The organism is Breoghania sp. (assembly GCF_030066895.1).
Lineage (GTDB): Bacteria > Pseudomonadota > Alphaproteobacteria > Rhizobiales > Stappiaceae > Breoghania.
The window spans coordinates 44,868-60,391 of sequence record NZ_JASJAV010000016.1; the positions used below are offsets into that span (position 1 = coordinate 44,868).

The 15,524-nt window shown below is 62.6% G+C and carries 12 protein-coding genes and 2 pseudogenes; 6 read left to right on the top strand and 8 right to left on the bottom strand.

What is annotated here, in order from left to right:
- Nucleotides 1-91: 91 nt before the first annotated feature.
- The 3 genes from QNJ43_RS15810 to QNJ43_RS15820 all read right to left on the bottom strand — a co-directional run bounded on the left by QNJ43_RS15810 (nt 92) and on the right by QNJ43_RS15820 (nt 1,777).
- Nucleotides 92-472 (bottom strand): hypothetical protein, encoded by a 381-nt coding sequence (locus QNJ43_RS15810; protein WP_300471563.1) that lies wholly within the window; start codon nt 470-472, stop codon nt 92-94.
- A gap of 373 nt (nt 473-845) precedes the next feature.
- Nucleotides 846-1,640, bottom strand: coding sequence for an aminotransferase class IV (locus tag QNJ43_RS15815; protein ID WP_346433015.1), 795 nt, complete (start codon nt 1,638-1,640; stop codon nt 846-848).
- Entirely contained in the window at nt 1,586-1,777 is a 192-nt protein-coding gene (locus QNJ43_RS15820; RefSeq protein WP_300471565.1) for a hypothetical protein, read from the bottom strand. Before QNJ43_RS15820 ends, QNJ43_RS15815 begins: the two co-directional genes overlap by 55 nt.
- A 437-nt stretch (nt 1,778-2,214) precedes the next feature.
- On the opposite strand from QNJ43_RS15820, the gene QNJ43_RS15825 reads away from it, so the two are divergent.
- The 5 genes and pseudogenes from QNJ43_RS15825 to QNJ43_RS15845 all read left to right on the top strand — a co-directional run bounded on the left by QNJ43_RS15825 (nt 2,215) and on the right by QNJ43_RS15845 (nt 6,609).
- On the top strand, nt 2,215-2,691 hold the full coding sequence (locus QNJ43_RS15825) for a hypothetical protein (RefSeq protein WP_300471567.1): 477 nt from the start codon (nt 2,215-2,217) through the stop codon (nt 2,689-2,691).
- Between the two features lie 79 nt (nt 2,692-2,770).
- Nucleotides 2,771-4,393, top strand: coding sequence for a diguanylate cyclase (locus QNJ43_RS15830; RefSeq protein WP_300471569.1), 1,623 nt, complete (start codon nt 2,771-2,773; stop codon nt 4,391-4,393).
- A gap of 302 nt (nt 4,394-4,695) precedes the next feature.
- Nucleotides 4,696-4,965, top strand: coding sequence for a hypothetical protein (locus QNJ43_RS15835; protein WP_300471571.1), 270 nt, complete (start codon nt 4,696-4,698; stop codon nt 4,963-4,965).
- Between the two features lie 376 nt (nt 4,966-5,341).
- A pseudogene (locus tag QNJ43_RS27300) lies at nt 5,342-5,581 on the top strand (helix-turn-helix domain-containing protein).
- Nucleotides 5,582-5,589: 8 nt separating this feature from the next.
- Nucleotides 5,590-6,609, top strand: a complete 1,020-nt coding sequence (locus QNJ43_RS15845) for a P1 family peptidase (RefSeq protein ID WP_300471692.1) — start codon at nt 5,590-5,592, stop codon at nt 6,607-6,609.
- Nucleotides 6,610-6,916: 307 nt separating this feature from the next.
- Here the strand turns inward: QNJ43_RS15845 and QNJ43_RS15850 are convergent, their stop codons facing one another.
- Nucleotides 6,917-10,432 (bottom strand): indolepyruvate ferredoxin oxidoreductase family protein, encoded by a 3,516-nt coding sequence (locus QNJ43_RS15850; protein ID WP_300471573.1) that lies wholly within the window; start codon nt 10,430-10,432, stop codon nt 6,917-6,919.
- Nucleotides 10,433-10,565: 133 nt separating this feature from the next.
- Here QNJ43_RS15850 and QNJ43_RS27305 point away from each other — a divergent pair.
- Nucleotides 10,566-11,086, top strand: a pseudogene (locus QNJ43_RS27305) (Lrp/AsnC family transcriptional regulator).
- Between the two features lie 92 nt (nt 11,087-11,178).
- Here QNJ43_RS27305 and QNJ43_RS15865 read toward each other — a convergent pair.
- From QNJ43_RS15865 to purL, 4 genes are all read right to left on the bottom strand, one after another.
- Nucleotides 11,179-11,454 carry a hypothetical protein gene (locus tag QNJ43_RS15865; RefSeq protein ID WP_300471577.1) on the bottom strand — a complete coding sequence of 92 codons (276 nt, stop codon included), beginning with the start codon at nt 11,452-11,454 and terminating at the stop codon, nt 11,179-11,181.
- Nucleotides 11,455-12,086: 632 nt separating this feature from the next.
- The gene (gene grxD / locus QNJ43_RS15870; protein WP_300471579.1) at nt 12,087-12,425 is read right to left on the bottom strand and encodes a Grx4 family monothiol glutaredoxin; all 339 of its coding nucleotides are present in this window, start codon (nt 12,423-12,425) and stop codon (nt 12,087-12,089) included.
- Between the two features lie 111 nt (nt 12,426-12,536).
- Complete coding sequence (locus tag QNJ43_RS15875) at nt 12,537-12,770, bottom strand: BolA family transcriptional regulator (protein ID WP_300471580.1); 234 nt, start codon at nt 12,768-12,770, stop codon at nt 12,537-12,539.
- A gap of 37 nt (nt 12,771-12,807) precedes the next feature.
- Nucleotides 12,808-15,024, bottom strand: coding sequence for a phosphoribosylformylglycinamidine synthase subunit PurL (gene purL / locus QNJ43_RS15880; RefSeq protein ID WP_300471582.1), 2,217 nt, complete (start codon nt 15,022-15,024; stop codon nt 12,808-12,810).
- Nucleotides 15,025-15,524: the final 500 nt, after the last annotated feature.

Below are 15,524 nucleotides of genomic sequence, written 5' to 3' on the forward strand. Positions count from 1 at the left end.
CACACAACGTCATCCTGAGGAGGCGCGTAAGCGCCGTCTCGAAGGATGGGCTGCAAACGCCGTCCGAGCCCCTCCCACACACTCCCCCAACCTATCGAATCGCGAACGCGGCCAGCCGCTTGTAGGCGGGCATCGCCTCATCAGCGATCGCCTGGCCTTCCGGCGTCAATTGCGGTGCGGGCTTGTCGACGGGAGCCGCAAAGCCCGTCGAGTCCTCCACCGCGTGATACCAGTGCGGTGCCCAGGCCCCGTCGCTCTCCCGCCGTCCCGCAGGCCAGGACAACATCGCCTCATCGAAGGGGATGGCGAGCCGGTCGCACAGCTTGCCCAGAACGCCAAGCGGATCGGCGAGCACGTCCGCCCCGTCGACCACCGGCGGCGCCTCGCCCAAACGATAGGCTACCCGCTCGAAGATCTCCTCCTGCTGCAGGAACCCGAGATCGGCGAGCGTGACCTCGTCGCGCTTGGCCAAATAGAAGGGCCACGACCTGATCCAGGCGACGGATCAGGAAAGCATGGCGCAGTTCCGGGTGATCCATCCAGTCGCGGCCGATCTCGGGGATCATGTGGTGGGTCATGTGCTTCTGGTAGAAGATCCAGGCCCCGTCCGGAACAGGTCCGAGCGCGGCCTCTGCCACCTTGCGCCAGTCCCGCTCATGGGCATCCAGAATCTCCGCGCGCATGGGATGGTCGATGCCGGTTTCCGCCAGATAGGCGGCGTAGAACGGCTCGTCCCAGACGACCGTATCCGCACAGTTCTCGAAGGCCCGCATCATCGCGGTGGAGATATTGCGCGGACCGGACCACATGGCGATCCGCACGACAGGGGAACGACCGTTCATTCCTCACCCCTCCCCGCGCTTAGACGCATGGGCGCGCGCATCCGCCTTGTAGAGTGCGGACAGCTTCGCGGTGAGCGGACCCGGCCCGCTGGTTATGTCGCCGATCGAACGCCCGTCGACGGAGCGCACCGGCACAAGACCGGCAAACGTGCCCGTGACGAAGGCCTCATCCGCCGAATAGACGTCGAACAGCGTGAAGCGCTTCTCGTGAACGGGAATGCCGTTTTCCCGGCACAGCCGGATGACATTGGTCCGCGTGATGCCGCCCAGACAGTAAATGCCGTCCGAGGTCCACACCTCCCCGTCCTTCACGATGAAGAAATGCGTCGAGTTGCAGGTCGCCACGCAGCCATCGGGACCGAGCATCAACGCCTCGTCAGCGCCTGCCTTGGTCGCCTGGATGCAGGCGAGAATGCAGTTCAGCTTGGAATGGCTGTTGAGCTTCTGATCCTGCATGTCGGGCGCGGTGCGCCGCACATGGACGGTGAACAGCGTGATGCCCTTTTGCGCGATCTTCGGGTTGGGCGTCTTGTATTCGGGAATGATCACGACAGTCGCCGACCCGATAGTGATGCGCGGATCCTGATAGGGCGTCTTCTTGATGCCGCGGGTGACCATCAGCCGGATATGCGCGCCCTCGGTCATGCCGTTAGCCTCAAGGCACGCGAAAAGGCGCGCCGTCATTTTCTCCCGACTCAGCCCGATGTCGAGGTCGAGATAATGCGCGCCGTCATAGAGACGATCTAGATGGGCCTCGAGATAGGCGTGCCGCCGTCGACAACCCGCAGGCCCTCCCAGCCCCCATCGCCCAGAATGAAGCCGGAATCGAAGACGGAAACGACCGCCTCGTCGCGCGCAACGAGATCGCCGTTGACGGAGATGAGAATATCCGCATTGCGCGGATCATCCTGGTATTCGTGAGTGCCGGTGGACATGGACGGAGGGCTCTTTCGGAAGGTGGCAGGTGCACTTAGTGTTTCCACAACTGCCTCTCGGCTGACAAGAGCATCCGCGCCGGCAGCACGCTTCTCGCAGGCACCAAGGCGCGTTCCGGACGCGGCACCGGCAGGTGGAACACAAACTTATCACAAATAACGATTATTAAATTTTTTCAACGCGCAACGGGACAATTCAAATGTTTATTTAAGTAACTTTGTTCAGAACTCTCTGACAATTTTGGCCATCTACATAGATGATCGGATTTGCGCGATGGCTCGGCAAGACCTGTTCTGACAAAGAAGCATATGCACAAAACGGACATCCCCCGCCCCTCGATCAGCAGCCTGAAACGGAGAGTTCGGTCCCCAGCGCAACAAAGCTTCTCACGGACATCTCACGGCTCAAGAGAACGATCTTCATCGTCGAGTTTCTCGTGCTGGCGGGGCTGTTCTGTTACGAAACCTACGGTCAGTACCGACTGATCCAGAACCACGAGCGCGACATGATCGCGTCCTATGTGGTCAATACGTCCGACCGCACGCAATTGCTGATGAAGCGCGACTGGACGCCGGAGCCACTTCCCTCACAACCGCAGAAAACCATCGCCCAGAAGCTGCAGCGCCTTCCCTTGCAGGCGATCGTTGAGCTGGAGGAGTTCGCCGTCGCCTCCGTGTTCCTCGGAACCACCCTGCTGGCGCGCGCCGACAACGGCACGAAGCTGCCCGTCCAGTTGTCCGACCCTATTTCCCGACATGGCGACAAAACCCGAGCAAACCGCAACGGCCGGGAAAGCCGCAACCGTCGATCCAGATTCCGGGGTCCACTAGAAATGGTTCTGGTACGAGGGCGTTCCCTATTTCGCCACCGCCGACCCGGTTGGTCCGCACCCACTCCTGGCGAACTCCGATGAGCCCGCGACCCTTCTTTTCGTCGTTCCCTTCGATGCCGCACGGCTGGCCAGAATCGCGGAGCATTTCGACCTGCCGACCTTGCACGCATTGCGCACCGCAGACGGATACTTCACCAACCGCATCCCGCTCGTTCAGGGCGATGGCAGCCGGGTGGGACAGATCGCCTGGAACACCGAGTTCCGAAGCTCCATGCACCTTCTGGAAATCACGGTCGTGGCCATATTTCTCCTGCTCGTGCTCTACAATGTCAGCCGGGCCCTTTCCCGCCGCATCAGCGCGCTCGGGAAGGAACTCGACCGGATCAACCTGTACAACCACCTAGAAAAGACGCGGTTGCGCCGCATGATCGAGTCCTCCAATGACGGCTTCGTCCTGCTGGATGAGAACGGCTATATCCTGGATTGCAACACGGCCATCACCAAGCGCTCTCTCCAGCCGCGGTCGAGCCTAATCGGCCAACCCGTGCGCGCATCCCTGCCGGACCTGCCGCTCGACGCTCCCGAATTCCTGTCCGGTCGCAAGACCATTCGCGCCCAGATGAAGAAACCGAACGGCGAAACCTACTGGCTCGATATCGGCGGCAGCCGGTTCGAAGACGACAGTTCGGCGGCCCGCTACATCATGGTCGCGCGCGGCATCACCCATCGTTTGGAGGCGGAAAGGGAGATCTGGCACCAGGCGCATTTCCACATCCTGACCGGACTGCCAAACCGCACGCTGTTCAGAACCCGGCTCAACGCCGAACTGGTGAAAGCCTTCGACCAGGACAAGACCTTCATCCTGATGTTCGTCGATCTCGACGCCTTCAAGCAGGTGAACGATACGCTGGGACACGACGCGGACGATGCCCTGCTCAAGATCGTCGCCGAGCGCTTCCGCACCCACGTTCCCAAGGACGTCATGGTCGGGCGGCTCGGCGGTGACGAATTCGGCGTCATTCTTCCCGCGGGCTCCTCTCCACAAGACAGCCGCGCTCGCCCGCTCCCTCGGCAAGGCCCTGTCGTAGCCCTACGACCTGCCCCAGGGCACCCGCGATATCTCCGCCAGCATCGCCATCGCCCCGCGCGACGGCCGGACCATAAACGAGCTGCTGCGCACCTCCGACAAGGCCATGTACACCGCCAAGCGCGTGGGCAAGGGCGGCTATGCGATGGCCAACGACCACGGCCCCGACAGCAACGACGACGACAAGAACCCGGGCTACAGATCCCTGAAGCGCTATTCGTGATCGCTCGCGGTGAGGGTGCGGACCGCGCCGAGGCGCTTGCCCGGCCACCGCGCCTGTGCCACACGGAAGGATATGACCCCGATCAACCGTGCGGCGACCCGATGCGCCTTGTGCTAGCCCTGCTCCTACCGCTCGCCACCTTATTCCTTCGCGCTCGGCCTCACCCTGCCGCTACTTTCCTTCGAGAAACTCTATTTCTTCGAGGAAACGCGTCGCTCGTGCAGGTGGTGACGGGGCTGGATCGGGAGTGCGACCGCGCGCTCGCCGTGCTGGTGGGGTGCTTCTCCATCCTCTTTCCCACCGTCAAGATCCTGCTGCTGCACGTCGTTGCCATGGGCGGACGCGGCCGCTTTCTCCATCTGCTTGCCGCCGTTTCCAAGTGGTCGATGATGGACGTGATGGTGGCGGCGCTAGTGGTCTTTGCCGCGAAATCCAGCGGGCTTGCCACGGCAATCACCCAGCCGAGCCTGTGATTCTACGCCTTCGCCACGCTATCGACGGCGGTCGTCGCCGTGATGTGCCGAAACCGGTAGGGCGGGTTTCGTCGGCCTGCCGTTGTTCTCTTTGCTCTCTCCGTCGTCATCCCCCGGCGAAGTCCGGGGGATCCAGCACTCTCCGCATGTATCGTGGCCCGCTGGATTGCCCGGACTTCGCCGGGCAATGACAGTGGACGGTATGCACTGAAATGCCCCTCCCGCTTCCCTTCAGGCACGTATCGAAGCATCGGGGCCAAAACCAGTATCCAATTCCCGGACCTATGCCCTAAAATGCCGCCATGACGCAAATTCAGGCGATCCCGCAATTCCACCTCTTCGGCGAGGCGCCGGACGATACCGCCTTCGACTTCATCCATGTCGAGACGCTGGCCTCCCGCTCGGCCCGCCACGGCTGGACCATTGTGCTCCACAATCACCGTCACCTGAACCACGTCTTCATCATCCGCTCCGGCGGCGGCACGGTGCGCATCGAGGAAGAGGAGATCGCGTTCGACGGCCCGGCCGTCCTCAGCATCCCGGCCACCGTTGCTCACGGCTTTGCCTTCTAGGAAAACATCGACGGCCACATCGCCACCTTCACCGAGGAAGTGGTTTCGGGAAACCGCGATGCGGCGGGCTCCGTGCGCGACCGGCTGAAGATGCTGTTCGCTGACCCGGTGCTGACATTCGAGGCAGGCGGGGTCTTCGCCGCGATCGACGCCCATATGCGCACGCTGGCCGACGAATTGGATCTCGCCCGCGACGGCCACCAGATCGCCATGCGCGTCCACCTCATGCTGCTGATCCTGGAAGTGGGCGCGGGCTTCGTGGGCGCGCTACAATCAGGTCACCCTGTGTGGGCTCGACGAGACCGTTTCCGCCCTGCGCGAGCTGATCGAGGACAATTTCCGCGCCTCCCGGCGCATCGGCGACTATGCCGACCGGCTGGGCATGACATCGGAGCGGCTCAACGAGCACTGCAAGCGGGTAACCGGCGTTACCGTCGGCCACCTGATCCGCCAACGGCTGATCACCGAAGCCAAGCGGCAGCTGCTCTTCACCGACATTTAGGCCTCCGAGATCGCCTACGACCTCGCCTTCGCGAACCCGTCCCATTTCTCCCGTTTCTTCCGCAATCACACCGGCATGTCGCCGCAGGAATTCAGAAAAGGCAATCAGACATGAACGCCGCTATGCGGCCCGGACCGCGCAATCTGATCACCGAGGTGGCGGGCCTGAGCGTCGGCAACATGAGCGATCCTCGGCTGAAATCAGGCTTGTCCGTCGTCGTTCCGGACGAACCGGCGGTAGCCTCCATCGCCATCCACGGCGGCGCGCCCGGCACGCGCGAAATCGTGCTGCTGGAGCCGGAACAGACGGTGAGCCATGTGGATGCACTGGTCCTTTCCGGCGGCTCGGCCTTCGGGCTCGATGCTGCCGCCGGAGTGCAATCGCGGCTTGCCGAGATGGGGCGCGGCTATGCGGTCGGCCCGGTGCGGGTGCCGATCGTGCCCGCCGCCATCCTGTTCGATCTCTTGAACGGATCCGTCGTCGAAAGCGCACCCGATGCAAGCTGGAACGCCAGCGCCCCCTACCGCGATCTCGGCCGTGCGGCCTGCGATGCAGCGGGTCTGAACTTTGCGCTTGGAAGCGAGGGCGCGGGCACGGGGGCAACGACGGCCAACCTGAAGGGCGGACTGGGGTCCGCCTCAGCCGTTCTACCGAATGGGGCAACCGTCGGCGCACTGGTAGCGGTCAACGCGCTCGGACGGGTAACGATCGGCAACGGCCCGCATTTCTGGTCCGCCGCCTTCGAGGAGGGCGACGAATTCGGCGGCTACGGCCTGCCGAACCCCTTCCCTTTCGACAGCATGGCAGTGCGCACCAAGGCCGACACGCTGAAATCGGGCGCCAACACCACCATCGCGGTGATCGCGACCGACGTGGCGCTTACAAAGTCGGAGGCCAAACGGCTGGCGGTCGTCACCCATGACGGCATGGCCCGCTCCATCTGGCCCTCGCACACGCCGCTTGACGGCGATCTGGTTTTCGCGCTCTCCACCGGCAAGCGACGGCTGGAAAGCTCGCCGGAGCTTCTGGGTCTGGGCGTGGCAGCGGCCGCCACCCTCTCGCGCGCGATTGCCCGCGGCGTCTACTTCGCCAGCGAGGCGGAAGGCGACCACGTGCCGACCTGGGCGGCAACGTTTGGGTAAGGTGTGAAGGTTAGAGAGAGGAACGACGAGGAGCCGACGGAGACAACGATCGCACTTCGGCAATGCATAAGCCCCCATCTACAGACCCAGGCACGGTTGTCATCCCCGCGAAGGCGGGGATCCAGTAACCACAGGACTTCGTTCACAGCGCAGAGATGCCCGCCTCACGGGGTGCTGGATCCCCGCCTTCGCGGGGATGACAGTCAGGGGCAAAACGTGCCCCCAGCTCCCAAACATGGCTTCGGGGAGAGCGGGACCAATCCGCTATCCCCGAGAAGCCAGCACATCCCTGCGCCGCTTAAGCCCCCTACTCCGCCGCCTCCAGGAACGCGGGGCGCGGGCCGTCGCCGCGGACTATGGGACCATCGCCGTCGAGGCGCTTCAGCAGCATGTCGCGCTTTTCCGCCGCCTTGGCCATGTTGGCGTCCTTGACCGGACCGTAGCCGCGGATCAGATCAGGCACGCGGGCGAATTCCACCAGCAGGCCGTAATGGCCGCTCTCGATGCGCTGAAGGATCAGCTCCACGTCACGCACATACTGCTCACGCAGCGCGAATTCCGCCTTGCGCTCCTCGGTCCGCGCGAAGGGATCGAAGACCGTGCCGCGAAGCCCCTTCATCCCGGCAAGCAGACCGAACGCCTTGAAGACCCACGGCCCGAAGGCGGTCTTCTCCGCGCGGCCCGTGGCCGGATCGATACGCGAGAAAAGCGGCGGGGCGAGCATCACCTTCACCTTCTTCGGATCCGCGAAGGTGTTCATCAGCTTGCGGCGGAAATCTGGCTCCGCATAAAGCCGCGCGACCTCGTACTCGTCCTTGATCGCCATGACCTTGTAGAGGTTGTCGATGATCGTGCGCGACAGCCGCATGGCACCGATGCCGCGCGCCTTGTCCGCCTTAACGACACGCTCGGCAAGCTCGGTGAAGCGCGCCGCATACGCCGCATCCTGATAGCGCGCCAGTTCCGCAGAGAGGAAGGCGATGCGGGTCTCGGGGTCCATGTCCTCCGGCACATCCTCCTTCGGAAGACCCGCCATCAGCGCATCCGGATAGTGCGCCAGAACCCGACCGGCCTGGAAAGCTCGAAGATTCCGGGAAACGGCCGCACCGTTCAGCCGGATGGCGGTATCGATCGCCTCGAAGCTGAGCGGCAGCGCACCCGACTGCCAGGCCATGCCGACCAGCATCATGTTGGTGTAGATGGCATCGCCCAGAAGCTTTTCGGCAATTCCCGCCACATCGCGCGCGGTCACGCCCCTTGAGGCCTTCTTGAGGGTCGCCATCATGCGTGCCTCGTCGAAAGAAAGCGTCTGCTTCATGACGAACTCCGCCGTCGGCGCAACGTGCGCATTTGCGAAGACGCGAATCTTTTCCGGGTTCATCAGGGTCAGCACTTCCGCCCCGCAGGAGACCACCATGTCGGAGGCAAGCAGTACGTCGAGCGTGGCGGTAGGAACGCGCGGGCCCTCCACCGGGCGCTCGCGATCGGAAAAGCGCACGTGAGAGGTCACCGGCCCACCCTTCTGGGCAAGGCCCGTCATGTCGAGCGTAGAGACGTTGATGCCGTCCACATGTCCCGCCATGGCGAGAACGGCGGCGACCGTCGTCACGCCCATGCCGCCGATACCGGCGATCAGCATGTTGACCGTCTCGTCGAGTTCGGCGGGCGCGACATCGGGCAAAGCCGCGACCAGCGCATCGAGATCGACATCTCCGCCGTCGCTCTTCTTCAGTTCGGCACCCTCCACCCAGACAAATGACGGGCAGAAGCCCTTCACGCAGGAGAAATCCTTGTTGCAGCTCGACTGGTTGATACGGCGCTTCTCGCCGAAATCGGTCGCAACCGGCTCCACCGACAGGCAGTTCGACTGAACGGAGCAATCCCCGCAGCCCTCGCACACCCGGTCGTTGATGAAGAGCCGCTTGTCCGGATCCTCGTAAAGCCCCTTTTTGCGCCGACGGCGCTTTTCCGCCGCGCATGTCTGGTCGTAGACCATGGCCGAAACGCCGGGATAGGCGGCAAGCTCCGCCTGCACGTCCATCAGTTCGGCCCGGTCATGGACAGGCACGCCCGCCGCCAGATCGCGACGGCCCTCGTAAAGCTCCGGCCGTTCCGAGACGACCATGATGCGGCCCACGCCCTCAGAGGCAAGCTGGCGGGCCAGGGTGGGCACATCGAGCGGGCCGTCATGGGTTTGCCCGCCGGTCATAGCAACCGCATCGTTGAACAGGATCTTGTAGGTAATCGGCACGTTGGCGGCGACCGACTGACGGATCGCCAGAATGCCGGAATGAAAGTAGGTGCCATCGCCCAGATTGGCGAAGATGTGCTTGTCCTTGGCAAACGGCGCTTGACCGACCCACGGCACGCCCTCGCCGCCCATGGCGATCTGACCTTCCGTGGTACGCTCGTTGATCTCCGTCATCGCGTGACAGCCGATGCCCGGCATGACGCGCGAGCCTTCCGGGACCTTGGTGGAGGTGGAATGCGGGCAGCCGGAGCAGAAATAGGGAGACCGCACGGCCCCTTCCGCGTGGCTTGCCGCCCATTGCGCCTGCCGCACCATGCCGGCTGCGACCTGACGCATATCATCGGTGACATAGGCCTCGGGCAGGAACGCGGTGAGCGCGACGACGAGATCGGCGACGGAAAGCTCCAGCACATCGGGCAGGAAGGGATCGCCCTCGGGCGTCTTCTTGCCCCAGACCGGCGGACGGCGATCGGCGGGCCAGTTATAGAAGAGGTCCTTGATCTGCGGCTCCATGAAAGCGCGCTTGTGCTCCACGACCAGCAACCGGTCGATGCCGCGCGCAAACTGACTAAGCCCCTCCGGCTCCAGCGGCCACGGCACGGCGACCTTGTGGATCGCAAGGCCCATCGCCTTAGCGCGCGCCTCGTCGATACCCAGAAGCTGCAGGGCCTGGCGCAGATCGCGATAGGCCTTGCCGGTGGCCACCAGCCCCAGACGCGGATAGTCCGCACCGAAACGGATGCCGTCGAGCCCGTTCGCGCGCGCGTAGGCTTGCACGGCGGGAAGGCGCGCATCGCGCATCACCCGCTCCACCTCGAGGCGATATTTCAGCAGGAGCGGTTTGTGACGGTCGCCGAGATCGGCGCCTTCCAGAAGCGGCGGATGGACGAAACGCAGCCGGTTTTCATCGACGGACACGATACCGGAGGCATCCATCGTGTCGGCCAGACAGATCATGCCCGCCCAAAGCCCGGAGTAGCGCGACAGTTCCAGCCCGTGCAGACCGTAGTCGAGCACGTCCTGGATATCGGCCGGGTTGAAGACCGGAATTTCCGCATGCTGGAAGAAGAATTCGCTCTGGGCGGGAATGATGGAGGATTTGGCCAGATGATCGTCACCGGCCAGCGCCAGAACGCCGCCGTTGGGATCTGTGCCCGACGCGCTTGCCTGACGCAGTGCATCGCCCGCGCGGTCGACGCCCGGCGCCTTACCGTACCAGATACCGAAAACTCCGTCCTTGGTCGAGCCCTGCCCGTGCATGGAGACCTTCTGCGTGCCCCACACTGCGGTTGCGCCCAGTTCCTCGTTGACGCCCGGCTGGAAGACGACGTCGTACTCCTTCAAGGGACGTCCGGCGCGCTCCAGCTCCTTGTCGAACCCGGCGAGCGGAGAGCCGCGATAGCCTGAAATGAAGCCGCCCGTATCGAGCCCGACGGCCCGATCGAGCCGTCCGCGATCCAGCGCGATACGCACTAGCGCCTGGATGCCGCTCATATAGACCCGGCCCTCGCACGCCATGTATTTGTCGTCGAGGCTCACCGGTTGCGTGACCGACCCAGTGATCGCATTCATGAATAATCCCTCTCGAGAGCACAAAAGCGGACCGACCACTCGTCTCCTGGCCGTCTACCTGCCGCAAAAGGCGGCAAACTCGGGGTAAAGATTAATCCTTTAGACCTATAATTTCTGTGCTATTCCGCCTACCATAACACCATTTCAGGAAACACGGTTCCTTCATTTACGGCATGATCGAAAAAAGCTTCTCGATCCATCGGACATTCGCGTCCTGCAGATTCTCCAGCGAGACGCATCCCAATCCATCGCAGATATCGCCCGTGAGACGGGCATGAGCCAGACGCCCTGCTGGTGTCGAATCAAGAAACTGAAAGACGGCGGGATTATCCGCCAGATCGCCGCGGTCGTCGACCGGGAGGCGGTCGGCCTGAACTTCGTCTCTTACGCCTTCGTCAAGCTGGCCCTTCCCAGCCGCGAAAACTATGGAGGAGTTCGACCAGCTGGTGAACCACTGGCCGGGAGTGGTGACCTGCGAGCGCGTCACCGGCGCGGTGGACTACCTTGATCAAGGTGGTGACCGACAACATCAAGACCTACGACGACTTCCTGCGTCTCAAGCTGCTGGAAAACACGCTCGTCTCCGATGTGCAGTCACGCTCCGTGATCTCCACGGTGAAGAACACCGTGGCCCTGCCGCTTCGCGAGGGATGAGAGGAATCGGCGGATGCCGAACCGGAACTGAACCTGAGCTTGGGCGCTGATCCAGGCCCGTGGGATCCGGCCTGTCGCCTTTCGCGCAGCGCCTACTGCTTCTTGTTGGCGTCCGGCAGGGTGGCCATCTTGAGGCCGTCGTCGGACCCGACGATCAGATCCTTGACGAGGATCGTCACACTGCCCCGCTTGGCCGCCACGACACCGCCGAAGCCGGAGCAGACCTGCTCGTCGGACGTATCGCTGATCGGCGTGTAGATGATGAGGTTGGCGCACTCAACCCGCCGCATCTGCACATCGCCCGGCTGGGCGATAGCGTAGACCGCGAATGCCAAAAGGCAAACCAGACCCGCGGATATGCGTTTCATCGTCAAGCTCCCCCGGACCCATTCAGCCGCTTTGCGCACAGGCCCGCGTCGTGCCGGTTCAGTCATTTCACATCCTCGCCGCCCGGGATGGATCCAAACGGTGGATCTCTCCGGGCATGCATTTCGCCGATTTGGCATCATTTCGGCGAGACTGTGACACCTCATCCTTGCACGAGGCATGAAATCCACGTTCATGCTCGGCGCTTCTATCAATCCCCGACAAGCCCGCCGCTTGTCGCCTAACACCCTCCGGATCGCCTACATTTACCCCCCGATCCAGCAAGTTTCGAAGAATTTATCGTCCGAATACAAGACGCTAGCTCAGGTTCTGCTCCGAAAATTTCGCATTGTCCGAACCTTTGCGCATTCGCGCGCAGTCCCTCATATTGCTTAACGATAGGCTAACGCGCATTCATCTCCGCTGATAGATGCGGAGAACGCGTGATCGCATTTTCACTGATATTCGCTGTGACGCCCACCACACTTACGTCACGTTTTCGTCATCAACGCACACGCGCGCGCCAAAAATCTTTCCCGGCCCCGAAAACAAAAAAGGTCGGCCTGACGGGCCAATCCTTTTCGAAAAATCAGTCCGGATCGTCCGCTTTCAAGTCGCGGACCGGAAGGGGGCACTATTCGGCGGCCTGCCCCGTCTGGATCCCCTTGTCGGCGAAAACCTGCTGCAGCTCCTGCGCCTGGAACATCTCGCGCACGATATCGCAACCGCCCACAAACTCGCCCTTCACATAGAGCTGCGGGATCGTCGACCAGCTCGAGAAGTCCTTGATGCCCTGACGCAGATCGTCGTCCTCGAGCACGTTCACGCCCTTGTAGGTCACGCCCAGATAATCGAGGATCTGCACCACCTGGCCGGAAAAACCGCACTGCGGAAAGGCCGGCGTGCCCTTCATGAAGAGCACCACGTCGTTGGTCTTCACCTCGTTCGAAATCCAGTCCTGGATACCGCTCATAGTCGTTCTGTCCTTCCGTTCTTCCGGATTCAAGGTCCGGGGAATCGTCTTTCTCGTGCGATCGTTCGATTTGGTTGCCGACCACCCGCATCCGCAATGCGGGGCAGAAACTTACTCCGGCGCCGAAGTCTGCAGGGCAAGGGCGTGCAACTGCCCTCCCATGTTTCCCTTCAACGCGTTGTAGATGAGCCGATGCTGCTGGACGCGGCTCTTGCCGCGAAACCTCTCCGAAACCACCGTCGCTGCATAATGCTCGCCATCTCCCGCGAGATCCCGGATTTCGACCCGGGCATCAGGAAGCGCCGCCTTGATCATCGATTCGATTTCGCGTGCAGCCATCGCCATCGGCAGTCGCCTCCTCGCCTATCTGTCAGCCCTGTTATCAGCCCATGTAGTCCGGGAACCAATTCTCATGGGCTTTTCGCAGATTTGCAACGGATATGGAGAGGATGCCGTTAACTGTCAAATCCGCGCCGCCGACCGTTCCAAGCCGAACCAGCGAAATTCCGGTTTCCTGCGCCTTCGCTTCGACCGTCTTCGCGCTGTCGGCGGTGAAGATGACGAGATAACGGGCCTGATCCTCGCCGAAGAGACGGGCATGAATCGCCACATCGCTGTCCGGCATAGCGATCTCCGCGCCCTTGTCGCCCGACATCGCCATTTCCGCCAGCGCGATCGCCAGGCCGCCGGAGGAAAGATCGTGGCACGCGGTCAGCGCACCGGAACGGATGAGCCCGCGCACCATGTCGCCGGTCTTCTTCTCTCGCGCCAGATCGACGTCCGGAGCGGAACCCTCGATACGGCCGAGAACATCGCGCAAGTAAGCCGACTGGCCAAGATGCGTGCCCTCCCCGCCTACAAGCGCGACCACATCGCCCTCGTTGACGAAGCCCGCACCGACACGGACCTCCACGTCGGGCAACAGGCCGACGCCGCCGATTGCCGGAGTCGGCAGGATACCCTCGCCGAAGGTCTCGTTGTAGAGCGAGACGTTGCCGGACACGATCGGCATCTCAAGCGCGGTGCAGGCCTCGCCGATACCGCGAATACAGGCCACGAGCTGGCCCATGATCTCCGGCTTTTCCGGATTGCCGAAATTCAGATTGTCGGCCGCCGCCAGCGGCTCCGCACCGACCGCGGTGAGGTTGCGCCAGCATTCCGCCACCGCCTGACGGCCGCCCTGAACCGGATCGGCTTTGCAGTAGTGCGGCGTCACGTCGACAGCAAAGGCCAGCCCCTTGGAGGTGACTTCACCGTCCGAACCGATGACGCGGATGACACCGGCATCCCCACCGGGCGTTGCGAGCGAATTGCCCTGCACCAGCGTGTCGTACTGCTCATAGACCCAGCGGCGCGACGAGCCGTTGGCCGAGCCGACGAGCGCGGTGAGCGCGGTGGCATAATCTTCAGGTGCGGGCACGTCGGCCGCCGCCAGAGCGGCTTCCGGCACCGGCTCAACCCACGGGCGGTCATATTCGGGAGCCTCGTCGCCCAGTTCCTTGATCGGCAGATCGGCGACCACGTCGCCCTGGTGCTTGACGATGAAGCGCAACGTGTCGGTGGTCTTGCCGACGATCGCGAAGTCGAGCCCCCACTTCTTGAAGATCGTCTGCGCCTCGTTCTGCTTTTCCGGAGCAAGCACCATAAGCATGCGCTCCTGGCTCTCCGACAGCATCATCTCATAGGCCGACATGCGCTCTTCGCGCACCGGCACCAGATCGAGATCAAGTTCAATGCCGAGGTCGCCCTTGGCGCCCATCTCAACGGCCGAACAGGTGAGACCCGCCGCGCCCATGTCCTGAATGGCGATGACCGCACCGGACGCCATCAACTCAAGGCAGGCTTCCAGCAGGCACTTCTCGGTGAAGGGATCGCCGACCTGAACGGTCGGGCGCTTCTCCTCGATGGTCTCGTCGAATTCGGCCGACGCCATGGTCGCGCCGCCAACGCCGTCGCGCCCCGTTTTCGCGCCTAAATAGACGACAGGCAGGTCGACACCCTTGGCTTCCGACAGGAAGATCTTGTCGGCATCCGCAAGGCCCGCGGCAAAGGCGTTGACCAGGCAGTTGCCGTTATAGGCGGCGTCGAATTCCACTTCGCCGCCAACCGTCGGCACGCCGAAGGAATTGCCGTAACCGCCGACACCGGCCACCACGCCGGAGACCAGATGCTTGGTGCGCGGATGATCCGGCTCGCCGAAGCGCAGCGCGTTCATCGCCGCCACCGGGCGCGCGCCCATGGTGAAGACATCGCGCAAGATGCCGCCGACACCGGTCGCCGCGCCCTGATAGGGCTCGATATAGGAGGGATGGTTGTGGCTCTCCATCTTGAAGACCACGGTCTGCCCGTCCCCGATATCGACCACGCCGGCATTCTCTCCCGGTCCCTGAAGGACGCGCGGGCCCTTGGTCGGCAGGGTCTTCAGCCATTTCTTGGAGGATTTGTACGAGCAGTGCTCGTTCCACATGGCTGAGAAAATGCCGAGTTCGGTGAAGCTCGGCTCACGGCCGATCAGCTCCACGATACGGTCATATTCGTCCGGCTTCAGGCCGTGGGCAGCGATGAGATCCGGGGTGATGGCGATGTCACTGGGAATCATGGGCGGAATCTTGGGGGTCCGGGAGAATCTGTCTGACGCTTTCGGTGAAGCCGTCTGCTGGCTTGCCCAATAGCAGATCGCGCGCTGAAAGGGGAGGGGAAAGGCAACAGTGTCCAAATCGCGAACCACAAAAGCAATTATCCGCGCCTGAGCCGCACGAGAACAATTTGTTACATTTATAAATAAGTAGAAACACTTATCGAATCGACGCCGTTGCCGCTGCGATCGCGTTGCTTCACGCAAGACGTCTCGATTGCCGCGGTGACTCTGAAAGTACCGCGAAAATTCGAAGGATATGTTTCCCTGTTTCGCAGTCGAAATGTCACAAAATTATCAACCGCCGAGGCCGATAGCTCTGACGCTTTACTTGTGAGCAGCAACGCCTATTCCGAGATTTTCTCGGCATTGGCCAGCCTGGACAAAGGAGAAACGACAAATAACCTCGACAAGTTACGCGACGACGTGGCCTCCGCCCTCCTCGCGTTCCGCCAATCTCTGGC

Bases quoted from the DNA above. Each gene is read 5' to 3' on its own strand.
- purL (WP_300471582.1), bottom strand. From the start codon at position 15,024: ATGATTCCCAGTGACATCGCCATCACCCCGGATCTCATCGCTGCCCAC.
- QNJ43_RS15820 (WP_300471565.1), bottom strand. From the start codon at position 1,777: ATGTCCACCGGCACTCACGAATACCAGGATGATCCGCGCAATGCGGAT.
- QNJ43_RS15835 (WP_300471571.1), top strand. From the start codon at position 4,696: ATGACGCAAATTCAGGCGATCCCGCAATTCCACCTCTTCGGCGAGGCG.
- grxD (WP_300471579.1), bottom strand. From the start codon at position 12,425: ATGAGCGGTATCCAGGACTGGATTTCGAACGAGGTGAAGACCAACGAC.
- QNJ43_RS15875 (WP_300471580.1), bottom strand. From the start codon at position 12,770: ATGGCGATGGCTGCACGCGAAATCGAATCGATGATCAAGGCGGCGCTT.
- QNJ43_RS15845 (WP_300471692.1), top strand. From the start codon at position 5,590: ATGCGGCCCGGACCGCGCAATCTGATCACCGAGGTGGCGGGCCTGAGC.
- QNJ43_RS15865 (WP_300471577.1), bottom strand. From the start codon at position 11,454: ATGAAACGCATATCCGCGGGTCTGGTTTGCCTTTTGGCATTCGCGGTC.
- QNJ43_RS15850 (WP_300471573.1), bottom strand. From the start codon at position 10,432: ATGAATGCGATCACTGGGTCGGTCACGCAACCGGTGAGCCTCGACGAC.